At 35.8% G+C, this 25,120-nt stretch carries 22 protein-coding genes and 1 pseudogene; 1 reads left to right on the plus strand and 22 read right to left on the minus strand.

The genetic code is table 11. The features are described from left to right. Nucleotides 1-4 precede the first annotated feature (4 nt). The 13 genes and pseudogenes from hslV to LZ578_RS07130 all read right to left on the minus strand — a co-directional run bounded on the left by hslV (nt 5) and on the right by LZ578_RS07130 (nt 11,215). Complete coding sequence (gene hslV / locus LZ578_RS07070) at nt 5-532, minus strand: HslVU peptidase proteolytic subunit (protein ID WP_235144489.1); 528 nt, start codon at nt 530-532, stop codon at nt 5-7. Nucleotides 533-565: 33 nt separating this feature from the next. After that, nucleotides 566-1,477 carry a tyrosine recombinase XerC gene (gene xerC, locus LZ578_RS07075; protein ID WP_235144490.1) on the minus strand — a complete coding sequence of 304 codons (912 nt, stop codon included), beginning with the start codon at nt 1,475-1,477 and terminating at the stop codon, nt 566-568. Nucleotides 1,478-1,604: 127 nt separating this feature from the next. Then, the gene (locus tag LZ578_RS07080) at nt 1,605-1,766 is read right to left on the minus strand and encodes a hypothetical protein (protein WP_235144491.1); all 162 of its coding nucleotides are present in this window, start codon (nt 1,764-1,766) and stop codon (nt 1,605-1,607) included. A 116-nt stretch (nt 1,767-1,882) separates the two neighbouring features. Continuing rightward, nucleotides 1,883-3,954, minus strand: a pseudogene (gene topA / locus LZ578_RS07085) (type I DNA topoisomerase). Between the two features lie 157 nt (nt 3,955-4,111). Continuing rightward, nucleotides 4,112-5,011: a DNA-processing protein DprA gene (dprA, locus tag LZ578_RS07090; protein ID WP_235144492.1), complete on the minus strand. Its 900-nt coding sequence runs from the start codon at nt 5,009-5,011 to the stop codon at nt 4,112-4,114. 54 nt (nt 5,012-5,065) lie between these two features. Then, nucleotides 5,066-5,845, minus strand: a complete 780-nt coding sequence (locus LZ578_RS07095) for a ribonuclease HII (RefSeq protein ID WP_235144493.1) — start codon at nt 5,843-5,845, stop codon at nt 5,066-5,068. A gap of 1 nt (nt 5,846) precedes the next feature. Continuing rightward, a complete protein-coding gene (ylqF, locus tag LZ578_RS07100) occupies nt 5,847-6,716 on the minus strand; it encodes a ribosome biogenesis GTPase YlqF (protein ID WP_235144494.1) in 870 nt (289 codons plus the stop codon). Between the two features lie 67 nt (nt 6,717-6,783). After that, on the minus strand, nt 6,784-7,446 hold the full coding sequence (lepB, locus tag LZ578_RS07105; RefSeq protein ID WP_235144495.1) for a signal peptidase I: 663 nt from the start codon (nt 7,444-7,446) through the stop codon (nt 6,784-6,786). A gap of 38 nt (nt 7,447-7,484) precedes the next feature. After that, complete coding sequence (gene lepB / locus LZ578_RS07110) at nt 7,485-8,012, minus strand: signal peptidase I (protein ID WP_235144496.1); 528 nt, start codon at nt 8,010-8,012, stop codon at nt 7,485-7,487. A gap of 23 nt (nt 8,013-8,035) precedes the next feature. After that, nucleotides 8,036-9,445, minus strand: a complete 1,410-nt coding sequence (locus LZ578_RS07115) for a S41 family peptidase (RefSeq protein WP_235144497.1) — start codon at nt 9,443-9,445, stop codon at nt 8,036-8,038. Nucleotides 9,446-9,588: 143 nt separating this feature from the next. Further along, nucleotides 9,589-10,293, minus strand: a complete 705-nt coding sequence (gene deoD, locus LZ578_RS07120; protein WP_235144498.1) for a purine-nucleoside phosphorylase — start codon at nt 10,291-10,293, stop codon at nt 9,589-9,591. Beyond that, nucleotides 10,293-10,550 carry a YozE family protein gene (locus LZ578_RS07125; RefSeq protein WP_235144499.1) on the minus strand — a complete coding sequence of 86 codons (258 nt, stop codon included), beginning with the start codon at nt 10,548-10,550 and terminating at the stop codon, nt 10,293-10,295. Before LZ578_RS07125 ends, deoD begins: the two co-directional genes overlap by 1 nt. Nucleotides 10,551-10,609: 59 nt before the next feature. Further along, the gene (locus tag LZ578_RS07130; protein WP_235144500.1) at nt 10,610-11,215 is read right to left on the minus strand and encodes a DUF2140 family protein; all 606 of its coding nucleotides are present in this window, start codon (nt 11,213-11,215) and stop codon (nt 10,610-10,612) included. Nucleotides 11,216-11,371: 156 nt separating this feature from the next. Here LZ578_RS07130 and LZ578_RS07135 point away from each other — a divergent pair, with 156 nt between their 5' ends. Next, the gene (locus LZ578_RS07135) at nt 11,372-12,019 is read left to right on the plus strand and encodes a hemolysin III family protein (protein ID WP_235144501.1); all 648 of its coding nucleotides are present in this window, start codon (nt 11,372-11,374) and stop codon (nt 12,017-12,019) included. 67 nt (nt 12,020-12,086) lie between these two features. On the opposite strand, the gene LZ578_RS07140 is transcribed toward LZ578_RS07135, so the two are convergent. The 9 genes from LZ578_RS07140 to grpE all read right to left on the minus strand — a co-directional run bounded on the left by LZ578_RS07140 (nt 12,087) and on the right by grpE (nt 25,113). Further along, nucleotides 12,087-12,593, minus strand: a complete 507-nt coding sequence (locus LZ578_RS07140; protein WP_235144502.1) for a dihydrofolate reductase — start codon at nt 12,591-12,593, stop codon at nt 12,087-12,089. A 35-nt stretch (nt 12,594-12,628) separates the two neighbouring features. After that, nucleotides 12,629-13,576 (minus strand): thymidylate synthase, encoded by a 948-nt coding sequence (locus tag LZ578_RS07145; RefSeq protein WP_235144503.1) that lies wholly within the window; start codon nt 13,574-13,576, stop codon nt 12,629-12,631. Between the two features lie 41 nt (nt 13,577-13,617). After that, the gene (locus tag LZ578_RS07150) at nt 13,618-15,522 is read right to left on the minus strand and encodes an ABC-F family ATP-binding cassette domain-containing protein (RefSeq protein ID WP_235144504.1); all 1,905 of its coding nucleotides are present in this window, start codon (nt 15,520-15,522) and stop codon (nt 13,618-13,620) included. An 87-nt stretch (nt 15,523-15,609) separates the two neighbouring features. Further along, entirely contained in the window at nt 15,610-17,286 is a 1,677-nt protein-coding gene (locus LZ578_RS07155; protein ID WP_235144505.1) for a formate--tetrahydrofolate ligase, read from the minus strand. Nucleotides 17,287-17,421: 135 nt separating this feature from the next. Then, nucleotides 17,422-19,254, minus strand: coding sequence for a translation elongation factor 4 (gene lepA, locus LZ578_RS07160; protein WP_235146419.1), 1,833 nt, complete (start codon nt 19,252-19,254; stop codon nt 17,422-17,424). Nucleotides 19,255-19,458: 204 nt separating this feature from the next. Continuing rightward, nucleotides 19,459-21,105 (minus strand): phosphoenolpyruvate carboxykinase (ATP), encoded by a 1,647-nt coding sequence (locus tag LZ578_RS07165; protein WP_235144506.1) that lies wholly within the window; start codon nt 21,103-21,105, stop codon nt 19,459-19,461. Between the two features lie 181 nt (nt 21,106-21,286). Further along, entirely contained in the window at nt 21,287-22,447 is a 1,161-nt protein-coding gene (gene dnaJ / locus LZ578_RS07170; RefSeq protein WP_235144507.1) for a molecular chaperone DnaJ, read from the minus strand. A gap of 230 nt (nt 22,448-22,677) precedes the next feature. Then, nucleotides 22,678-24,501: a molecular chaperone DnaK gene (gene dnaK, locus LZ578_RS07175; RefSeq protein ID WP_235144508.1), complete on the minus strand. Its 1,824-nt coding sequence runs from the start codon at nt 24,499-24,501 to the stop codon at nt 22,678-22,680. 51 nt (nt 24,502-24,552) lie between these two features. Next, nucleotides 24,553-25,113, minus strand: a complete 561-nt coding sequence (gene grpE, locus LZ578_RS07180; protein WP_396326665.1) for a nucleotide exchange factor GrpE — start codon at nt 25,111-25,113, stop codon at nt 24,553-24,555. Nucleotides 25,114-25,120: the final 7 nt, after the last annotated feature.

Genomic DNA, 25,120 nt, shown 5'->3' on the forward strand with positions numbered 1-25,120 from the left:
CTCTTTACTCGAATTCATCAATAATGATTTGATCATTTGTGAATACACAGATTTCTGATGCAATTTGTAGACTTTGTTGTGCCATTTGTTTCGCAGTTAAGTCTGTACTATTTCGTTTTAGCGCTCTTGCTGCTGCTAGTGCAAAGTTGCCACCTGAACCAATCGTTAGAATCCCATCATCGGGTTCAATAACTTCTCCACTTCCGGATACTAGTAACATTTGATCTTTATTCATTACAATCAATAAAGCTTCCAGTTTTTGAAGAGCACGATCACCGCGCCAATCTTTCGCTACTTCAATAGATGCACGCATTAGGTTGCCTTTATATTGATTTAGTTTCTTTTCAAACTTATCTTCTAAGGTAAATGCATCCGCAACTCCGCCAGCAAATCCAACAATCACTTGATCGTTATAAATTCGGCGAACTTTTTTTGCGGAACCTTTCATAATTACTTGTTCTCCCATTGTGACTTGTCCGTCACCTGCCATGGCAGATTTTCCGTTATGTTGAATCGCACATATTGTTGTCATTTGTCTTACTCCTTTTTGTTGAATACCAACCTATTATTTTTTCCTTTTTGCCCTAGGGTGAAAGGAGTTGTAATTCCTTTGAAGAGCTTCTTTTGTAACGTGAGTATAGATTTGTGTGGAAGATAGACTGGAATGACCTAAGAGTTCTTGGACAGTCCTCATATCTGCTCCCTGGTTTAGCATATCAGTAGCGAAGGTATGACGCAACATATGTGGATGCAAATCCCCCGTCATTCCTGTTTTTTTCATAATCGTTTTTAAGATGTATTCCACACCACCACTTGTCAGTGGGTCTCCTAATCGATTTACAAAAAGAATATCGTGATCTTTTTGATATTGATTCATGAGAATGGTCCGACTATTTTCAAGGTAATCCTCTAAGGCTTCCAAAGCAAAATGTCCGAATGGAACATATCTTTCTTTATTTCCTTTTCCAGTTATTAAAATGATTCCCATCATAAAATCAATATCTGTTAACGTGATATTCCGACATTCACTTACACGAATACCTGTCGCATAAAGTAATTCCAATAAAGCAATATTTCGTAAATCTAATACACTTGTTCCGGCTGCGGCTAGGAATATTTTTTCTAACTCCTCATCATATAGATATTTGGGAAGTCGTAAAGACCGTTTTTTAAAAGAAATAGTTGAAAGTGGACTTTCTTGAATTACTTTTTCTCGCATTAAATGGTTGTAAAAACTTCGTAAACTTGAAAGAATTCGTGATATGGTATTTCTACTTAATTTTTCTTCGTCTAAATAACTTAAAAATATTCGGATATCTGCTAAACGTACTTCAACAAAAGAAGAAGCACCTGTACTAGCTAAAAAAGCTTCAAATTTCTTTAAATCTTGGAGATATGCTTTTACAGTTTCATCCGAATAACGTCGTTCAATCGATAAGTAATGAACAAAGTTATTGATCCGTTCGTCGTTATTCATCAAAAAAACTCCCTCCAGCTTGTATGATTAAAATATCATACAACCGGAGAGAATTCAATCTTCGTTACTTAAAAAATTGTTAATTTTATCGAAAGAAGAATTCTTTCGTCTCAATAACCACTTACATTCATCGGTTGGAAATTCCCGGTCGATCATGGGTAAGTTCATGAGAACGATCCTCCATCATGCTTTCTACAGAAAAAACAAGTGCATCCATTCCATTTGCCATTCTAACCGCATTTATGCTCTCTTCAAGGCCACCGGCAGTCTTTTTGACATAACCTTCCATGGCTTGTCAGTTATCCGGCAAATACCAATTCAGGTCATTTTTTCGACTAATCGGAAACACTGCCTCCAATTACGCTTCGTGAGGCTGTTTCTCTGTATAGTATCCTTCAACAACTTTTATTTTTGAACTTCTTCTTCATAGTCACAATGACTACATTTAACTTGACTGCCTCCACGAACTTTCTTTTGTACTAAGTAGTGTTCGCATTTTGGACAATCTCTTCCAATTGGTTTATCCCAAGAGATAAATTCACAATCTGGATAACGATCACATCCATAGAATATTCGATTTTTTTGGACTTTCTTTCAATAACTTCGCCTTGCTTACAAGTGGGGCACGTTACATTAATCTTTTTAACAATGGCCTTGGTATTTCTACATTCTGGAAAATTACTACAGGCATAAAATTTACCATATTTACCAATTTTAATCACCATTGGATTTCCACATAATTCACAGTCAAAACCTGCTGGTTCATCTTTAATTTCAATTTTTTCCATTTCTTTTTCTGCTTTGATTACCTCTTCATTGAACGGCTTGAAGAATTTATCAATAACCGTAACCCATTCTAATTTTCCTGCTTCTACTTCATCTAAGTCTTTTTCCATTTCAGCAGTAAAAGTAATATTTACGATATCTGGGAAAAACTCTACTATTAAAGTATTAACAATTGTTCCTAACTCTGTCGGTTCCAGTCGTTTTGCGTTTAATTTAACGTAGTAACGACGTTGAATGGTTTCAATTGTTGGAGCAAAGGTAGAAGGTCTTCCTACTCCATTTTCTTCCAACGCTTTTATAAGAGTTGCTTCTGAGAATCGAGCTGGTGGTTGTGTAAAGTGTTGGTTCGGGATAACGTCTTTGGAGTATACGGTATCTCCAACCGCTAAGTCAGGTAGTAAGTTATCTTTCGTTTTTGCTCCACTATCAATATACACTTTACGATATCCTGGGAAGTTTTCTTTCGATCCGTTTGCACGGAAAACAACTTCTCCATTGCTTAAATCAACTCGCATCGTATCAAATATAGCTGGTTGCATTTGACTAGCAACAAAACGAGACCAAATCAACTGATATAATTTAAATTGATCTTTTGTTAAATAAGGTTCCAAATCTTCTGGAGTCCGCAAAACACTAGAAGGACGAATAGCTTCGTGAGCATCTTGTGATCCTCCACTAGCTTTGTCTTTTCGTGGCTTGCTGGCAATATACTCTTCTCCATAACGATCAACTACAAAATCATGTGTTTCACTAATGGCACCTGCTGATACACGAGTAGAGTCCGTACGCATATACGTAATTAATCCTACGGAGCCTTCTTTTTTACCTAATGAAATTCCTTCATAAAGTTGTTGGGCAACCATCATGGTTTTTCTAGTTCGGAAATTCATTTTATTAGCAGCTTCTTGTTGAAGACTGGACGTTGTAAAAGGAGCAGATGGATTACGTTTCTGTTGTTTTTTCGTAACATCTGTCACTTTAAATTCATTGCCGTCTATTGTGTCCAAGATTTCATTTGCTTGTTCTTCTGTATTTAATTTCATTTTCTTTTTATTTAAACCATAAAAAGAAGCATCAAAAATTTTCTTATCTTTTTGGAACGTACCATCTATGGACCAAGATTCAACCGGGACAAATTTAAGAATATCTTCTTCTCTATCGATAATTAATTTCAAAGCAATCGATTGAACTCTTCCTGCACTCAGTCCTTTTTTAACTTTTTTCCATAATATGGGCGAGATAGAATACCCCACCAAGCGATCGAGGATTCGTCTTGCTTGTTGAGCAGAAACCAAGTCCATATCAATCGGTCGTGGATCTTTTATAGCTTCTTTTACAGCCGTTTTAGTAACCTCATTATAAATGACACGAATATTATCACTTGGATCCAAACCTAAAAGATGAGCCAAGTGCCATGCAATTGCTTCCCCTTCTCTATCCGGGTCAGATGCAAGAAATATTTTTTCAGCTTTTTTTGCATATTTTTTTAATTCTTTTATAATCGGACCTTTCCCTCTAATGGAAATATAGTCAGGTTCATAATTATTTTCAACATCTACAGCCATTCGACTTTTTGGCAAGTCACGTAGGTGTCCCTTACTCGCTACTACTTTATAATTTCTTCCTAAGTATTTTTCAATTGTTTTCGCTTTTGTTGGTGATTCAACGATTACCAAATATTTATAGGCCAAAGGAAAACCCCTTTCATGCTTCATTTTTATTATATACTTCTCTTCATACTAAAATCGTAAATCATCTTATGTCACTAATCAGTGTTTGTCAAATAAAAAAGAAAGCACTCCTATTACTATTTAATCGTTTCTTTCGTATTTTATACAGATTATCGATCTATAACTCCCATAAGGAAGTCATTTCTTGAAGAATATCATTTGCGTCTAAAACGAGTTTTGCTCCTGCTTGAATCAGTCGATTAGTTCCCTGATAAGATTCGTGTAAAATATCTCCTGGTATCGCAAATACTTCCCGATTTTCTTGTAAAGCTACATTAGCTGTAATCAAGCTCCCACTTTTCTCTTTTGCTTCAATTACAAGAATTCCTTGGCTCAAACCTGCAATAATTCTGTTTCGCATAGGAAAATGATATCTTTGGGGAGGTGTACCTATTGGATATTCAGAAACGAGAAGATGTTCGTGACTAATCTTTTTTTGTAAAGAAAAATTCTCTTTGGGATAAAAATAATCTAATCCTGTTCCAATTACACTAATGGTCCGACCACCTAAAGAAATGGTCTGAAAATGTGCTTCTTTGTCAATTCCTGCGGCTAAACCGCTCACAATTGTAACTTTATTTTCAACTAATTTTGGTATGAGTTGAGTAAGCACTTTTTTTCCATATAACGTACTTTCACGACTACCAACTATTCCTAATTTCCGGTTCTTCGTCAACGACCAGTCCCCTTGATAAAATAAAACAGAAGGTGGATGATAGATTTCTCCTAATTCAATCGGATAGTCCTCATCATATATAGTAGAAACACGAATGTCCAATCGTTTGTATTCTCGGTCTACTAATTGTTCCTCTAAAAACCTTGCCCGTGTTCGTGTTTTTTCAATAAGAGAATAACCATTTCGAACTGATGGGAATAGATTTCTTGATAGAATTATTTCTTTCAAGGATAAAGTAGGATGTTCCATCATTGCTTGAGATAACAAGAATAATTGGTTGGATGTAAAAGTACCGCACTTCGCTAAAAGAATCAATCGATCTCTCATACTTATTTTTTGCATAGTTAAAACTCCTTTCTCTTCTATATATAGATAGACAAAAAGGAGTCCTTTCATTTATTTAATTTTTAATTTTGATTTTATAGGTTCAAAGCTTCTTCGATGAATGGGAGTAATACCGTAATCTTCTAACCCTTCTAAATGAGCTTTTGTGCCATAACCGGCATTATTTTCAAATTGGTAGTTAGGGAATTTTTCTGCATATTTCTCCATAAGTCGATCCCGATAAACTTTCGCTACAATACTAGCTGCTGCAATGGAATACGATTGAGCATCTCCTTTTATTAAAGAGATTTGTTTGACGTCCATCGCAATTTGCATCGCATCAATTAACAACGCATCCGGTGCAGGATCTAACGCTTCTACTGCTTCTTTCATTGCCTTTCTTGTTGCTTGGTAAATATTTATTTCATCAATAATTGTATTGTCTACTACACCTATTCCAACTACTGCTTTTTCCATAATCACTTCATACAATTCATTTCTCATTTTTAAAGAAATTTTTTTGGAGTCATCAATCTGAAGCGCGGGCATGTCTGGTGGTAAAATAACTGCAGCAGCTACAACCGGTCCTGCTAAGGGGCCTCTTCCTACTTCATCTATTCCAGCAATAAAGTGGTAGCCCTCTTCTTTTAATTGATTTTCATGTAGAAGCATTTGATGCCTGTGTTCTATAAGTTGAAGAGCCTTTTCTTTTTTTGCTTCCCACTTTTTGAGTAAGGTTTGAACTCCTTTCCGGGAATCCTTTTTTAACTCTAAGAAAATAGGATCTTTTTCAGAATTAATTTGAGAAAGAACTTCTTTTACTTGTGCAATCGTCATTTTTTTCTCTGGCATCTTATCGATCCACCTCTGTTTGTACAGAAGAAACAGGTGAGTCATCAAGTGTATAGGCACCTAGTTTACCGTCTCGAATATCAAATATTAATTTTTCGCTTCCACGTTCGTAGTCTTCTCCGAAATTTAATTTTTTAGTTATTTCCATTAATAATTCCGGCAAAGAATCTTCCCAATTATTTTCTTTTATTTTGTATGCATCAGTTATTCTATTTGGATAATGCGATAAGAAAAACTTTAAAGCAAAAAGAGAAACATCATCATTATGGAAAATTGTATCTTTAATGGCTCCGGATAAGGCTAATTTTAGACCAATTTCCTCATCTTCAAATTTATGCCATAAAATCCCCGGTGTATCAAGCAACTCAAAATCATTTTCTATTTTCAACCATTGTTGTGCTTTGGTTACTCCTGGCTTATTAGCTGTTTGTGCACGGTTTTTCTTAATCATCTGATTAATGAACGTAGATTTTCCTACGTTAGGAATCCCTAGTACCATTAAACGAATGGCTCGAGGTTTGACCCCTTTTTCAGCTAATGCTGCCATTTTAGGAGCCATCATTGTTTTTAAAACTTTTTTTGTTCGTTTGATATCATTTTGATCCATTGCTGAAATAGCAATGGCTTTTTGATTATCTTGATTATTGTAATGTTTGATCCATTCCCTAGTCATTTCTGGATCTGCTAAATCCCCTTTATTTAAAATTAAAAGACGGGGCTTATTTCCTGCGATTTCATCCATTAATGGATTTCTACTGGATATCGGTAAACGTGCATCGACTAACTCAATTACAATATCAACCATCTTTCTATTTTCTATTGCTTGACGTTTGGCTTTTGCCATATGTCCTGGAAACCATTGAATTACCATATCTTGACAATCCTCCTATTAAAATTGAAAAGAACAAAGTAGAAATGTACTTTGTTCTTTAAACAAATTATTCATTTTCTTCTAAAAAGCCAATTCGATCGAGAGGCCAGATCCTCAAACGCGCATTTCCTTCTATTGCCTCAGCAGGTATCAGTCCAAATTCTCGACTATCTTTAGATACAGGACGATTGTCTCCCATTACTAGATACATTCCTTCTGGTATAACATTAGAATTGCTATTCGGAAGATCAATCAACGTAAAGTTTGGTGTCGTCTGTCTATTGGGATATAGATCTTTGACAGGTTCTAAATAGTTTTCTTCTACTTCTATCTCATTGATGAAAAGACTATCGCCTTGATAAACAATTTCATCCCCTGGTACCCCAATAATTCGTTTGACATACTCTTCCTTTTCTTTCCCATCCTCTTGATCAGGAGCCGGGAAAACAACAACATCAAAACGATCAATAGTAGCAAGCCGATTTAAAATCAGTCGATCACCGCTCAGAAGTGTGGGTGACATGGATTCTCCCACTACTTGAAAAGGAAAGAAGAGGAACGTGCGAATCAGGATGAATAAGATATATGCCACCAGAACTGAAAACAATATATTAATACTTTCTTTTAATAAACTGTTTTCTGGAGGTTTGTTCTTTTTTGTGAAATTCTGATTATCTTTAGAATTTATTGGTCCATCATTTTTTTGCATACTCTTATCTACGTCATCCATGTACATCCCTCTCTCTTTCTATTCAACTATAAAACACCTTAATTCAAAAATGAGAAATCTTTGAACGGATAAAAAATCAAGATTGCTTTTCCTTCGATTGAACTTTTAGGAACAAAACCAAACATTCGACTATCTTTACTACGTGTTCGATTATCCCCAAGGACAAAATAATGTTCTTCTGGAATCACTATTTCTCCTGTAATTGATTCTAGTGAAAAATCTGGTGTGAACACTTGGTTGTCTATATTGTTTTTTTTGAAAATAAAGCTATCATCCACTGGCTCTGAATCAATATACAGTTGGTCCTCCTGATAAGAAAGAGACTCACCAGGTAAACCAATTACCCTTTTGATGTAAGAATTTCCTTTTGTATCATGAAAAAGGATAATATCAAATCGTTTAATTGAGGTAAAAGATTCATAAAGAATATGATCTCCTGATTGAAGGGTAGGATTCATAGAAATGCCTTCAACAGTAACAGGAATAAAAATAAAATACTTAATAAAACTAGCAATTCCTAAAGCGAGAAGGACAGCTTTTAACCATTTAAATGTACGAGATTGCATGTCTGCCCTTCCTTCATTTTACATTAATCATCAGTTGTTAGTATTTCAACAGCTTTTTCATACTGCGTATCATTTTCTGAAATTACTTCTCTTAATTTTTCTACTAATGCAACAGCTGTTTCATCATTTACTTCACCTGTCACCTCTAGGCGTTCATCTACTTGGAATGTTTCAACAGCACGGACTGTGTCTTCATCATAATATCCATCTGCAGCAATTGTAAAGCCAATTGCTTCCATAATTTTTTCTACATTTAAAACAGACTCAGAAACTTCTCCATATGTATATTCGGCAGTGGAATCGATTAAGGTAAGGAATACATAATCGGGTAGATTTACTTCAAAGTCAGGTTCAATTCCTTCGTCGTGAATCCAATTCCCGTTTGGTGTTAACCATTTTGCGACTGTTAATTTCAATTCACTATTTGTGTCTAAAGGATAAATGGTTTGAACTGTACCTTTACCAAACGTTTTAGTCCCAACTAGTGGAATATTAGCAGACTCCTTTAAAGCACCAGCAACAATTTCAGAAGCACTAGCGCTCCCTTCGTCCACCAATAACACGACCGGTTCTGTTATTTTAAAGGTTCCAAATTCTTTATCATTTGCTTTGATAGAGTGAGGAGCTGAACCTTTTTCTTCTGTCTGTACAATCGTTTCCCCATCATTCAAGAATAAATTGGAAATCTTTAATGCTTGATCTAATAAGCCACCTGGATTTCGACGGAAATCAAAAACAAATTGTTTTGCCCCATCAGCACGCAATTCTTCTACTGCGGTAATAATTTCATTGTATGTGGGTTTAGAAAATGAATGAATATGCAAAGCACCAATTTCAGAATTATTTTCATCTAATTCATAGGTAACTGTTTCAATCGGAATTGTATCTCGTACAATGTCCACCGTAAAGGTTTGTTTTCCTCGTTGAATTTCCAGCTGGATAACGGTTCCTTTTTCTCCTCGAATAAGAGAAACTGCTTCTGTAGTCGTCATGCCAGTAAGAGATACATCACCTGCTTGAAGGACAATATCATTTGGCTTGAGGCCTTCTTTTTCTGCAGGTGATCCTTTTATTGGAGAAACAATAACAATTTGATCATTTAAACTGGTGATTTCTGCACCAATTCCTTCAAAAGATGCAGAGATTGTTTCATCTAATACATCACTTTCTTCTAAGTTCAAATATTGGCTGTACGGATCATCAACCGCATTAACCATCCCTTTTAGTGCTCCTTCTACAAGCGTTTCTTCATCAATATCTTCAATATAATTGTTTAGAATCGTCTCATAAATGGCTTGAAGATTCTTTCCACCTACCTCACCAATTGAATCAAAGGACTCTTTTGGAGAATTAGAAGGAATCATTTCTTCTAACGAATGTTCATCAGAGAGAAGAGTCGTTGCTCCAAAAGTAAGGATGGCAACAACAATCATGGAAAGAAGATAAACAGAAGGCTTAACCCCTCTAGATTTTTTTTATGTTGTTTTTCATTTAGTTTATTTTGATTTTGCTTCATTAGAAAGGGGTTCCTCCTATTTTCCTCTATTTTAAAGAGGGAAAGTCATTTTACTTTTGATTATTTTAACGAACTTTCTAAGGCAATAAGCATCATATCTTCGAAGGTTCTCTCACGTTCTTCAGAAGTTGTTTCTTCTCCAGTAATAATATGGTCGCTAATCGTCAAAATAGCCAACGCTTTCCGTTTATGCTTAGCAGCTAGCATATATAGACCTGCTGCTTCCATCTCGACCGCTAACACCCCGTAATCAGCCAATTTCATTTTGTCTAGTTCTTCATTGTAGAATCGATCAGATGATAAGACGTTTCCTACATGGACATTTAAATTACGACTTTTAGCATCATTATAGGCATCATATAAGAGACTGAAGTCAGCGATTGGAGCATAACTAACTTGATTATGAAATGTATTTTGAACGACACTGGAGTCCGTTGTTGCTCCTTGAGCCAATACGATATCGCGGACATGGACATCTTCTTGAATAGCTCCTGCTGATCCTACTCGAATTAAATTTTGTACGTTGTATTCAGTAATTAGTTCGTTTGCATAAATCATCATAGATGGTAATCCCATCCCAGTTCCTTGAACCGAAACTCTCTTGCCTTTATAGGTTCCCGTGTAACCAAACATATTTCGTACAGAATTATACTGCACAACATCCTCTAAAAACGTTTCTGCAATATATTTTGCTCGCAATGGGTCCCCTGGTAATAGAACCGTTTCTGCGATTTCACCTTGTTTTGCTTCAATATGTACACTCATTATATTTCCTCTTTTCTACTTATTATTTTTTCGGATTGTTCTTTTCGTTCTTGATAAACCTCATATAGTTCATCAAAATATTCAATCAAATTTAAATATTCTCCACTTATTTCTAAATAATCTGCTAAATCATGATAGTTAGAATGGTCTCTTGGAAATCCAATATCTTTATCTAACTGATTAGCAAATCGAGTGATTCCATCCGTTTTATGCGGATCTCGATAGTTCATTGCAAAATTAAAAAAAGTCTGATCCATAATCATAGCCTCTTTTCTATATCAGTACGTCATTCACAAAATATTTTAAATCATTTCTCTTATTGTAGCAAACTTTCCTTCGGCAGGGTTATCTCAAATGTATATTCTTGTAATTCTTTATTAATATCTAATAATTTTATTTCTTGAACTGTTTCTGTTTGGATATCAGAAAGAAGAAAATGAATGACTTCTTCGTCTGTATTAATTTCTATTGGAAGTGCAGGATCGATTTGTGATTTTAGAATTTGTAACGATTGTTGAATCGGTAAAGAAAGATTCCCTAGCTTAATTTTTTCTATTTTTATTTGAAGGTTTCCATCTTCTAAAAGAAACGGTTCTCCTTGTAAATTATAAGTAATCGGTAAACCTAAAACCTCTAGTGAGCCTAATAAATGTATTTTTTCTCCAACTTCAATTTCTGGAACAGACCCTTCTGTTAGCTCCAAGAGTGATTGTTGCAGTAGCGTTTGTAAGTCTATTGCATTCAAAGTTACTTCAGCCGTAAAAGTAGAGGTAGATTGTTCTTGAGTAGAGGTAAATTCAGTTAGATTAGGGTTTTTCACATTTGAAAATAAAGAAAAATAGGCTGCTGTAAAGAATACAATGATTGCTAAAAGAAGCACAAAAAATGCAGTTTTCCATTTCTTCCCTGTTTGTTTCTCCATGCTCATTCTTCCTTTCATTCTTTATCTTAATAAATAAAATCAGATGTATTCAATAATTTTATCATGAATTATGTTATAATGTCATTAAATTGAAGCGTCTAATGAAATATTTAAATCATTACCACTTTCTTTTGATTTAAAAGAGGAGAGATAACAATGAACACACAACCTTTATCCAACAAACGGAATCGAATTATCAATGAAGTTCTTAATGCAGTCACTCATGGAATTGGTACCCTGCTTAGCATTGCAGCTTTAGTATTTTTAATTATGAAGGGAGTAAAGTCCGGAGACACCACTCATCTGGCCGCTTATCTCCTTTACGGAATATCAATGATATTATTATTTTTGTCTTCTACACTTTACCATAGTTTTAGTTTTACTCGCTTCCAAAAAGTTTTCCGGTATATAGATCATGCATCTATTTATCTGTTAATAGCTGGAACATACACACCATTTGGTCTAATCGCTTTAGCAGGTAGAGCGGGTAATATTTTAATTGCCGTTGTATGGAGTCTTGCTTTGATTGGTGTTATTTTAAAAATATTCTTTGTTGGAAAATATAATGGTCTTTCTACCATTCTTTACTTAGCAATGGGATGGCTAGCAATCTTTTTAATTAAACCCATGTATTCCTTCATGGGAACGGGTGGTTTGACACTCTTAGTTCTAGGTGGACTGGCTTACAGTTTAGGTACGATTTTCTACAGTAATAAAAAATTTGGAATTATGCATGTGATCTGGCATCTCTTTGTACTAGCAGGAGCAGCTTTTCATTACTTCGCTATTCTTTTATACGTTTAAAAATAAATAAAAAGTAAAAGCAGCTTCCGATTTTATAATCTGGAAAGCTGCTTTTTTTGATGAATAATTATCTAATCGGTTTGGCTTTATTTTTTCGGGTAAATTTACGGAAAACATGCGCATAGATATTTTTATCATCTTCTAGGCCATCATATTCTCGGTCCAATTCCCACTCATTCCAGTTAATTGTTGGAAAAAAGGTATCTCCTTGAAAATCAGCCTCAATTTTTGTTTGCCACAACGTATCTGCATATGGCAAAAACAAAGAGTAAATCTCACTACCACCAATGATATAAATATCTTCCTCTTTATTCGTAATCAAAGCTAATTCTTCAATAGCTTGAATGACGTATGCATCTCCCGCATCATAATGATTTTGCCTAGTTATGATGATGTTTTTTCGATTTGGTAAGAGACGTTTCCCCATGCTTTCAAAAGTTTTCCGCCCCATTACTACTGTTTTTCCTGTCGTAGTTGCTTTAAAAAACTTCATGTCATTTGGCAAGCGCCAAGGGAGTTTACCATTTTTTCCAATGGCTCCACTTTCATCTTCCGCCCAAATAAAACTAATCATATGAATTCTCCCCTCCAATTTTTATAAGATCAATCTTAAACTGCTATTGGTGCTTTAATGGAAGGGTGACTCTTATATCCCTTTAGAACAATATCTTCTTTTTCCATTTCAAAGATTGATTTTGTAGAATCTTTTAGGACTAATTGAGGTAATACAAATGATTCTCGAGAGAGTTGTTCTTGAATTTGTTCTAGATGATTAGAATAAAGATGAGCGTCTCCTAGTGTATGAACGAATTCGCCTACTTCCAAACCTGTTTCATTGGCAATTAAGTGAGTCAAGAGTGCATAACTTGCAATGTTAAAAGGAACTCCCAAGAAAACGTCTGCACTTCTTTGATATAATTGGCAGCTTAATTTTCCATCTGCTACATAAAACTGAAAAAGAGTATGGCAAGGAGGAAGTGCCATTGTTGGGACATCTTCTGGATTCCAGGCTGAAACGATCATTCTTCGCGAGTCTGGATTGGTTTTAATTAGGTGTATGACATCCTTTATCTGATCAATCGTATCTCCTTGTGTTGTCTTCCAACGACGCCACTGGGACCCATAGATATTTCCTAATTCTCCATGCTTTTCAGCAAAATGGCTATCCTGCAGAACAAGATCACGGAATTTTTTCATTTCTATTTTGTATTGATCATGAAAAATAGGATCTACCAAAGAACGTCGACCAAAATCTTTCATATCTGGACCTTTGTAATCTGAAGATTGAATATATCTTTCAAAAGCCCATTCGTCCCAAATATGATTATTATTTTCCAAAAGGTAACGGATATTCGTGTCCCCTTTTAAAAACCAAAGCAATTCACTTTTGATTAATCCAAAAGCAATTTTTTTGGTAGTCAGAATAGGAAATCCTTCTTGAAGGTCAAAGCGCATTTGATGTCCAAATACACTTTTCGTTCCCGTACCCGTTCGGTCTTCTTTCGTAACCCCTTCAGTAAGGATTCTTTTTGCTAAATCAAAATATTGTTGTGTCATTATACTCTCTCCGTTTCAAAACATGGGGCAGCTCAGAAGAATTATTCTTCTATATACTGACTTAGATATTCATATCTTTCCCATTTATGTACTATATCTTCTTCCAGAGAATCCAGTTCTCGTTGTAATTCAGCTAACCTTTCATACTCACTTGCATTTTCTAGCATCTCTTCTTTAAGAGTTTCAGCTTTTTCTTCTGCTAAAGTAATATTCTCTTCCAGTTGATTCCATTCTTGTTGTTCTTTATAAGTAAGCTTTATTTTTTCTTGGCTAACTGGTTTTTTTGCTTCTGGTTTATGTGTTTTAGTAGGAGCATTTTTTTCTTGTTGTTTTGCTTCTTTTGCTTCTACGACTTGCCAGTCTACATATTCACTCATATTGCCATAAAATAATGCAGGTCCTCCTGGATGGTCAATGATAAGAAGTTTATCTGCAACCTTATCTAAGAAATAACGGTCATGAGAAACAACCAGTACGGCTCCTTGAAACGTAGTTAAATAATCTTCCAATACCGTAAGAGTATCAATATCTAGATCATTAGTAGGCTCATCAAATAAAAGTACATTTGGCTGTGTCATGAGAAGTTTTAATAGATACAAACGACGCTTTTCCCCACCTGAAAGGGAACGAATTAAGCTACCATGCATTTCTTTTGGAAAAAGGAACGTTTCTAATAAATCAGCAACACTGGCAGAAGTTCCGTCTTGTCGTTTGGCTTCTTCTGCAACTTCTTGTAGGTAAGTAATCACTCTTTTATCTTCCGGGAATGGTTCCATAATTTGTCGGTAATAACCAATACGTACCGTTTCTCCTACAATTAACTCGCCAGAATCAGGATCTTTTTCTCCAGCCAACATTTTCAAGAAAGTGGTCTTCCCTGATCCATTTTTCCCTACAATACCAATGCGATCTTCGGATTGAAAGATGTGACTGAAGTCATTCATAATGTGTTTTTCTCCAGCACTTAGCGCAATATTTTCTAAATTAAATACTCGTTTCCCTAAACGTGAACCTTCTAAGCTGATCTCTAATTGACTATCAGAACTGGTTTGACTTACGTTATCTTCTAATGATTCAAAGCGATGAATTCGAGCTTGTTGTTTCGTTGTTCGAGCTTTAGCCCCTTTACGCATCCATTCTAATTCACTTTTATATAGCTTTAATTGTTTATCGTTCATTTTCCTTTGAATCGCTTCTCTTTCAGCTTTTTGCTCCAAATAAGAAGCATAATTCCCTGTATATGTTTCGATGCCTCCGTCTTGTAATTCAAACATGTGATTGGTAACTCGTTCTAAGAAATACCGATCATGTGTAACAAGAAGTAAGGACCCTTTATATTGAGAAAGATATTTTTCAAGCCAGAGAATCGCATCCATATCTAAATGGTTGGTAGGCTCATCTAACAGTAATAAATCTGGAGACTGAATTAATGTCATTGCTAATCCGACTCTTTTTTGTTGACTACCAGATAACTCGCCTATTTTTTGCTCTAAATTTGTTAAACCTAGCTTATTAAGAATCGTTTTTATTTGAACATCCGCTTGCCAAGCATTTTCTGCATTCATTTTTTGTTCTGCTTCAGCAAACCCATCTTGAAATTCAGGATTAAGACTATCTTCCATTAATCGATCTAAAGCTACTTCATAATTTTTAACGGTTTGGATAATAGGTGCATCTCCAGTATAGACCGTTTCAAAAATCGTATCTTCTAGTGGAAGCTCAGTAGCTTGAGATAAGTAGCCAATTCGATAATCTTTTGACGTTTCAATGGTTCCCGAATCTGGTTTATCATTATTAGCGATAATTTCTAAGAGTGAACTTTTCCCACTTCCATTTTTACCTACCAGTCCAACATACTCTCCTTCACGAATTGTGAAGGAGATTTTTTGAAATAATTCTTTCATACCATACGACTTGGTTAGTTCTATTGCTTTCAAATCTTTCATATATCTTTATCCATCCCTATCTATACGTTCCTCTTTATAAATATTCCTTTTCCAGTATACAGGAAGTACCTTCAAATTCCTATGGTCTTAAAATAAACCAGTTACCGTTCCATCATCCAGTATATCCATATGAAGAGCTGCAGGATCCTTAGGTAAACCTGGCATGGTCAGGATATCACCCGTTAAAGCAACGATAAAGCCAGCACCAATCTTAGGAACGAATTCACGAATCGTTACTGTGAAGCCTTCTGGTCTTCCTAGTAGCGTAGGATCATCGGATAATGAATACTGGGTTTTTGCCATACAAATGGGTAAGTTTCCCCATCCTTGCTTTTTAAATTGTTTCATTTGATTGAGGGCAGTTTTCGTATATTGTACTCCTGTTCCTCCGTAAATTTTAGTCACAATTTTTTCAATTTTTTCTTGAATGGTTGTTTTCTCCGTATCATATAGTGGACAAAATTCTTCTTGATTACTTTCTGAAGCTTCTACAACAGCCTTTGCTAAATCTGTTCCTCCTTTAGGACCGTTCTCCCATACAGAAGTAGAGACACAAGAAACTCCTAAACGTTCACAGCCTTTTTTCACTGCTTCTATTTCAGCAGGGGTATCTTTGGTAAATTCATTAATAGCTACCACTACAGGAACTCCATATCTTTGCATATTTTCAATGTGCTTTTGTAAGTTAGTAAATCCTTTTTCAACTGCTTCCACATTTTCTTCTGATGCTAAATTTTTTACTTTTATTCCACCATGCATTTTCAAACTACGAATAGTAGCAACCATAACTATTGTATCAGGTGTTTTTCCTAAGATCGGACATTTGATATCTAAGAATTTCTCAGCCCCTAAATCCGCCCCAAATCCAGCTTCTGTTACAACAAAATCGGCAAGTTTTAGTGCTGTCTTTGTTGCCAGAACACTATTACATCCATGTGCAATATTAGCAAAGGGCCCTCCATGAACAAAAGCTGGAGTATGATACAACGTTTGCACTAAGTTTGGCTCCAGTGCATCTTTCATAAGAAGGGTTAATGCTCCTTCAACTTTTAAATCTTGAACTCTTACAGGAGAACGATCTATTTTATATCCAATTACAATATTGGCTAATCGTTTCTTCAAATCAGCCAAACTAGTTGCTAGACAGAGAATTGCCATAATTTCACTCGCTACTGTTATATCAAAGCCATCTTCTCGAGGAACACCATTCGTTGGGCCCCCTAAACCAATTACAATATTACGTAACGCACGATCATTAATATCCATAACTCTTTTCCAGCTAATTCTACGACTATCTATTTGGAGTTCATTTCCTTGTTGGATATGATTATCAATTAAAGCAGATAATGCATTATTAGTAGTCGTAATCGCATGCATATCACCAGTGAAATGAAGATTAATTTCTTCCATCGGTTGTAACTGAGCAAAGCCACCCCCCGCTGCTCCACCTTTCATTCCCATTACAGGGCCTAATGAGGGTTCTCTTAAAGCAATCATGGCTTTCTTTCCTATCTCCGTCAAAGCATCTCCCAATCCAACTGTAACGGTTGATTTTCCTTCTCCAGCTGGTGTAGGGCTAATCGCAGTAACGAGAATCAGTTTTCCATCTTTTTGTTCAGAAAGTCCCTCAATGGTTTTCATATCTATTTTTGCTTTATGAGGTCCATATTGTTTGATGTCCTTTTCGTTAAGACCCAAATTTCTGGCGATGTCCGTTATAGGTTTCATTTGATTTTGCTGGGCAATTTCAATATCTGTTTTCATATAATAAATTCATCCCTTCTAGTTAAAAAGTTCCAATAGAATAATAACAAGCATTTTTTATCCTTTTTATTCAAAAACCCTGAATCCATTAATGTTAAAATGGATTCAGGGTTTTACACTACTTACCTAAAAAAATTATTTGCCTTCTTCTTCATCCATCTTCAATACAGACATAAAGGCTTCTTGTGGAACTTCTACGGATCCTACTTGTTTCATTCGTTTTTTACCTGCTTTTTGTTTTTCAAGTAATTTACGTTTACGAGAAACATCTCCACCGTAACATTTAGCTAAAACGTTCTTACGCAATGCTTTAATTGTAGAACGTGCTAGTATTTTGTGTCCAATTGCGGCTTGAATAGGAATCTCAAATTGTTGACGAGGAATGATTCCACGTAGTTTATCAGTAATCACTCGACCTCTTTGAGCAGCAAAATCACGATGAATAATACTACTCAATGCATCAACGACTTCTCCGTTCAACAAAATATCCATCTTAACTAGTTTGCTCTCCCGATGTCCAATCATCTCATAATCTAAAGAAGCATACCCTTTCGTGCTGGATTTTAATTTATCAAAGAAATCGAAAATAATTTCTCCTAAAGGAATTTCATAAATAACATTAACCCGGTTGTCATCTAGATAGTCCATGGTTAAGAAGTTTCCTCGTTTTCGTTGTGCAATTTCCATAACTGCACCAACATAATCATTAGGAACCATGATATTTGCTTTTACGTAGGGTTCTTCTACACTCTCGACCTCTGTTGCATCGGGCATTTCGGATGGATTATCAATCGAAATAGTGGTTCCATCTGTTTTATTAATATTATAGATAACAGAAGGTGCCGTTGTGATAATATCCAAATCAAACTCACGTTCAATTCGTTCTTGAATGACATCCATATGAAGCATTCCTAAAAATCCTGTTCGGAAACCAAATCCTAGAGCTTGAGAAGATTCTGCTTCAAACTGAAGGGAAGCATCATTTAACTGTAATTTCTCTAGCGCTTCTCGTAAATCATTGAAATCCGAAGCATCTACTGGGTAGATTCCACAATACACCATTGGATTCAGCTTGCGATAGCCTTCTAACGGCTTTTCAGCTGGGTTTTCTAGCAAGGTCACAGTATCTCCGACACGTGCATCTTGAATCGTTTTAATGCTTGCAGTAACATACCCAACGTCCCCAACCATCAAAAAGTCTCTTGCAATTGGCTTAGGAGAGAAGATACCTACTTCTGTTACGTCAAACGTTTTTCCATTTGACATCATTTGGATTGTATCACCGGGACGTAAAATACCACTCTTTATCCGAATGTTTAAAACAACACCTCGATAAGGGTCATAGGCTGAATCAAAAATCATTGCTTGCAAAGGAGCTTCTATATCCCCTTCAGGAGCTGGGATTTTTTCAACGATTTGTTCTAATAATTCATCAATTCCAATTCCAGCTTTAGCACTAGCTAATACCGCCTCACTCGCATCAATTCCCACAACGTCTTCTACTTCTTTGCGAACACGTTCTGGATCAGCAGCTGGCAAATCGATTTTATTAATAACTGGAATAATTTCCAAATCATTATCAATGGCTAGATACACGTTCGCCAACGTTTGAGCTTCCACACCTTGAGCTGCATCTACAACTAGAATAGCACCTTCACAGGCAGCTAGACTACGAGAGACTTCGTATGTAAAGTCGACGTGTCCAGGAGTATCGATTAAGTGAAAAATGTAATCTTCTCCATCGTTAGCATGATAAGTCAGCTCTACAGCATTTAATTTAATCGTAATGCCTCGCTCCCGCTCTAGATCCATTGAATCTAACATTTGCGCTTGCATATTTCGATTAGCTACCGTATCAGTCATTTGAAGAATTCGATCAGCCAACGTAGACTTCCCATGATCGATATGGGCGATAATTGAAAAGTTTCTTATCTTTTTTTGTCTTTCTTTCATTTGATCTATATTCATTTTATTTATATTCATTTAGATGCTCACTTTCTCATACTTCCTCTTATTTTAAAATTATACCAATCCTGCTGACTTGTGACAAGGTTAGACGAAGAAGAAATGATTGAAAAGCACAAAAAAGCCGAAATAGACACTGTTTCCTGTGTGTTTTCCAGCTTTTTAAACATTTAAAGTATTTATTTTAGTTTTGTAAGATTCCCTACTCTATAAACTATCTATAATTTCTTTAACCGATTGAATGGCTTCTATTGGCAAAGGTTCATCTGGATGAGACTTATTGAAGGTTTCTAGAAACTCTAATCTCATATCCATTCTTTCTTTCACTAATTTTTTATAGGTGGAATCCGTAAAATCAGGTTGGAACCCTTCCATAGATAAATAACTCATTCCTTTTACCTCACCAAAAGGAAGAAACTCTCCTGTTTTTTCTACCATTTCTTCAATAGCTTGTAGAGTTATCTCTTTAGGTATTTTTTTATCTAAGAAATAACCTGTATTAATGATATAACATTCCATATTTTTCCGATTCAAAAGTTCCGTAAAATCTTTGAAGTCTTCTGATAATGGGTACACTCGGAATGGATTCGCATACGGTTCAATTACTAATTGATCCGCCGATTCTCCTTTTTTAATATTTTCTGCACTTGTTCTCTTTGTAGCCAGAGTCGCTCCAAAGGTAGCACCTACTACAGGATCAGATATTTTTACTAAAGGTGGCATGGATTCATCTTTCATAATCCAATAAACAGCATTAATTGGGTCTGTAAATTTATCAACTCTATTCGGTGTCGAGTATCTTGATTTGACTGTTCTACCATTTCCATTTCGAATATCTTCTGTGACTAATACTTTATTTCCATCTACATCTAAAGTCACCCCTACATTTTGCACCGTTACAAAATAATTTTGTTCTGGATGATCTGCAGGATAATCTTGTGTTTTATCAAAGTAGGAAGGTTCAAGTGCGATAGAAGAACCATCTTTTAAATTAATAAGAAAGGCATCATCATGTAAAACTTTTATTTCATACTTATTTTCATGTTTGGCATGGGTTAACGTGGATTTCCCGGAACCAGATAACCCAAAAAATGAAGCAACATAAGTTGATCCATCATCTATATGAAAGGATTTTTGACCACCATGACAAGCAACATAATGATTGCGATGCCCTGTAGCCCATGCTAGTGTTAGGGTCCCTTTTTTAAACTCACCAAAGTACTGCATCCCTAAAATACAGGCAACATTACGATCCGGTTCAAAATAAGCTAATCCCATTGGATAATCTGGATGGGTCCAGTCTGGATCTGCATAAATATATATATCCCCATCTGGATAAGAAATAGAGTCTTTATACATAGCATTATATTGGGGATTGGTACTCTGAAAATTGAGGAGCCAAGAATATAAATTATTTTCATATCCTTCCGGAAATGCAATATGAGCCTTCACCATAAAATCAGGGTCTAGTCCAACATATCCAGTTGTTTTATAATATTTTTTATGACTGTTGTGATAAATAACATCACGAATAATTCCTTCTAAAAGATTGTCTTCCTCTTTATTTTCTCCGACAATTCTTCTCGCTTGAGCCGTTCTACCAAATATTTTCCCACCGTTCTCCACTAAAATTTTTGCATCATCAGGGAGTCCCAGTTCTTTTGTATGGAGAACAGGTAAATCTGTAACAATCGTATTGTCAGAATGTAACGATAAGTGATACGCTTTTGCAACATCTAGAAGTTCGACCATGTTATTGCCATAAAATGCAGTTTCAATTGTCGTACGAAATTTGGATAACAAAGGATTTGACTTCTTTAAATCAGACTTTTCAAATCGTTCAATCGTTGCCATAATTCCCACTCCTTTTTTATTATTACTAGTTCTATTATAGCGAACTTTTAACCAAATGTAACCCCTTACATCTTTATTGTGAATATTTTAACTTATTATACAATAAAAAAAGCTTCCTATGGTCTCTACTTATCAAAATCAAGCAGAGTATATTATAGGAAACTTTCTCTTTAAAAATTATTTATTTTTTCTTTTGTTTGGCATCGAAATTGAAGGCGTCTTTCATTCTGTCAAAAAAACCACCATCTTCACCATCAATCGTATCTCCACTTACTTCGGCAAAGGCACGCAAAGCTTCTTTTTGTTTTTCATTCAAGTGTTTTGGTGTAACAATCGTTACTTTGACGTGTTGATCACCATTACCCGAACCTCTTAAACGAGGAGCTCCTTTTCCTTTCAAGCGGAAATTCGTTCCTGTTTGAGTTCCAGCCGGTATTTTAAGCTTTACATTTCCATGTACAGTAGGGACTTCAATTTCAGTTCCCATAGCTGCTTGAACAAAATTAATAGGTAATACGTAGAAGATTTCTGCGCCTTCTCTGTCAAAAACATCACTTTCTTCAACAGCAAAAACAACATACAAATCGCCGTAAGGACCACCGTTAGATCCTACTTCACCTTGTCCAGCCAGTCTTAACTGTTGTCCGTCTTCAACACCTGCTGGAACCGTTACAGTTACAGAGTGTTCTTTTTCTACATGTCCACTTCCCGTACAGGTTGGACATTTTTCAATAATTTCTTTTCCGGTTCCATGACAAACATCACAAACGGCTTGAGTCATCACTCGACCAAATGGTGTATTACGCTCTACCTGAACTGCACCAGCACCATGACATTTAGAACAAGTTACAGGTTCTGTACCCGGTTTTGCTCCACTTCCATCACAAGTCTCACATTGCTCTTCACGAGCATAACGAATCGTTTCTTTTTTACCAAAAACTGCTTCTTCAAACTTCAAATGAATTCGGTATTGTAAGTCGGATCCTTGACGAGGTGCATTATAATTTCGTGAACGAGAGCCTCCGCCCCCTCCAAAGAAGGTATCAAAGATATCATCAAATCCACCAGTAAATCCACCAAATCCACCTTGGCCACCGCCAAATCCTCCACCAAAGTTTGGATCTGTACTTGCATGACCATACTGATCATAGGCAGCACGTTTTTGTGAGTCACTTAATACCTCATAAGCTTCAGCAACCTCTTTAAATTTGTCTTCCGCATTAGCTTCTTTATTAATATCCGGGTGAAATTTTTTGGATAGTTTACGATATGCTTTTTTTATTTCATCGTCTGAAGCATCTTTAGCTACGCCAAGAACTTCATAATAGTCTTTTTTCGCCATTTATTCTCCTCCATTTGATTGCTATTTATCTGGATTATCTCAATTTATTTGTAAAAATAAAACTAATTTGAGGATTGCCAATCCATTTTTCTATAGCAACTCAAAAAGTCTCATCAATCTATTCAACCAAACACGTACAGCACCGAAATAGGGTCTGTACGTGTTTGGAAATATGTTGAATAGCTTGCTTTTCGTTATTGTAACAAGGAATGGTACAAGTTAAAAGCTTTTTACTCGTTATCCATTTCTTCAAAATCAGCGTCTACTACGTTATCTTCTTCAGAGCCTTCAGTAGCACCCTCTTCAGATTGTTGTTCTTGAGCTGCTTGCTCGTAAAGTTTTACAGTTAACTCTTGAACAATTTCGTTCAAAGCGTCACGTTTTGTTTTCATTTCTTCTAAGTCATTTGCTTCTACAGCTGCTTTTAGTTCATCACGAGCTTCTTCAGCTTTTGTAACTTCTTCTGCGTCTACTTTACCTTCTAGGTCTTTCAAAGTTTTATCCGTTTGGAAGATGATTTGGTCTACTTCATTACGTAGTTCTACTTCTTCTTTACGTTTTTTATCTGCTTCAGCATTTGCTTCTGCATCTTTCACCATGTTTTCAATCTCTTCGTCTGTTAAACCAGATGAAGATTTGATCGTGATTTTTTGTTCTTTCTTCGTTCCTAAATCTTTCGCACTTACATTTACAATTCCATTTTTATCAATATCAAAGGTTACTTCGATTTGTGGAATTCCACGAGGTGCTGCAGGGATATCAGTCAATTGGAATCTTCCCAATGTCTTGTTATCAGCTGCCATTGGTCGCTCTCCTTGAAGTACATGTACATCAACAGCAGGTTGATTATCAGCAGCCGTTGAGAATACTTGAGACTTGCTTGTTGGAATCGTTGTATTACGGTCAATTAATTTCGTGAATACTCCGCCCATTGTTTCAATTCCTAGGGATAATGGAGTTACATCTAATAGGACAATGTCTTTTACATCTCCACTGATAACACCAGCTTGGATTGCTGCACCCATTGCTACTACTTCATCAGGGTTTACTGATTTATTTGGTTCTTGTCCAGATTCACGACGTACAGCTTCTACTACTGCAGGAATACGTGTAGATCCACCAACTAAGATAACTTGGTCAATTTCAGATTTAGAAATTCCAGCATCTTTAATTGCTTTACGTACAGGGTCTTTTGTTCTTTCAACTAACTCTGAAGTCAACTCATCAAATTTAGCTCTTGTTAATGTCAACTCTAAGTGCATTGGTCCAGATTCTCCAGCAGTGATAAATGGTAAGCTAATTTGAGTAGAAGTTACACCTGATAAGTCTTTTTTAGCCTTTTCAGCTGCATCTTTCAAACGTTGTTTAGCCATTTTATCTTTAGAGAGGTCGATGCCGTTTTCTTTTTTGAATTCAGCTACCATATGAGCAATAATCTTGTCATCGAAGTCATCTCCACCAAGACTGTTGTCACCGGATGTACTCAAAACATCAAATACTCCGTCTCCCAATTCAAGAATAGAAACGTCAAAAGTTCCGCCACCTAAGTCAAATACCAAGATTTTTTCTTCGGTATCTGTTTTGTCTAAACCGTATGCTAATGCTGCTGCAGTTGGTTCGTTGACAATACGTTCTACTTCTAGTCCAGCAATTTTCCCAGCATCTTTTGTTGCTTGACGCTGAGCATCATTAAAGTAAGCAGGTACAGTGATAACTGCTTTTTCAACTTTTTCACCTAAGTATTCTTCTGCATATCCTTTTAGATATTGCAAAATCATTGCAGAAATTTCTTGAGGAGAGTAATCCTTACCTTCCATTTCAACTTTATAGCCTGCTTCTCCAACGTGACGTTTGATTGAGCTAACAGTGTGTGGGTTCGTAATTGCTTGACGTTTCGCAACTTCACCGACTTGAATTTCTCCATTTTTAAAGGAAACAACAGATGGTGTTGTACGATTTCCTTCTGGATTTGCAATTATTTTTGCTTCTCCACCTTCTAAAACTGCAACTGCAGAGTTTGTAGTTCCTAAGTCAATTCCGATTATTTTACTCATTTATATATACCCCTTTTAAGTTATTTTTTTATTTTTTTAAGTTTCTCATTCTTATTGTGCCACTATTACCATCGCAGGTCTAAGAATTCGATCGTTTAAAACATAACCCTTTTGCATGACCGCAACAACCGTATCTGGTTCTTGCCCTTCTTCTACAGGTTGTACTTGAATAGACATATGGAAGTTAGGGTCAAACGGTTCATTAATTGGGTTAATAACCTCAATTCCTTCATTTCCTAATGCACCATTCATAATATTATAGACAATTTCGACTCCTTTTTTCAAATTCATCGCTTTCTCATCATCTACCTCTATCTCTAGTGCTTTTTCTAAGCTGTCCATAACTGGTAACAACTCGGTTGCCAAACTTTGAGATCGATATTTAGCTGCATCTTGTCTTTCTTTTGTATTTCTTTTTTTGATATTCGCTAATTCTGCTTGCAAACGAAGGTAACGATCACTCGTAGCTTCCAGTTCGGCTTTTAATTCCTCTAATTCTGAAGAACCATTTTCATTAATCGTTGGTTCTTGATTTGTTTCATTTTCAAATCCCTCTACATCTTTATCAATGTTTTCCGGATTATTTTTATTATTATCTTGTTCCACAACCATTCCTCTT

Source organism: Jeotgalibaca sp. MA1X17-3, assembly GCF_021513155.1.
Classification (GTDB): domain Bacteria; phylum Bacillota; class Bacilli; order Lactobacillales; family Aerococcaceae; genus Jeotgalibaca.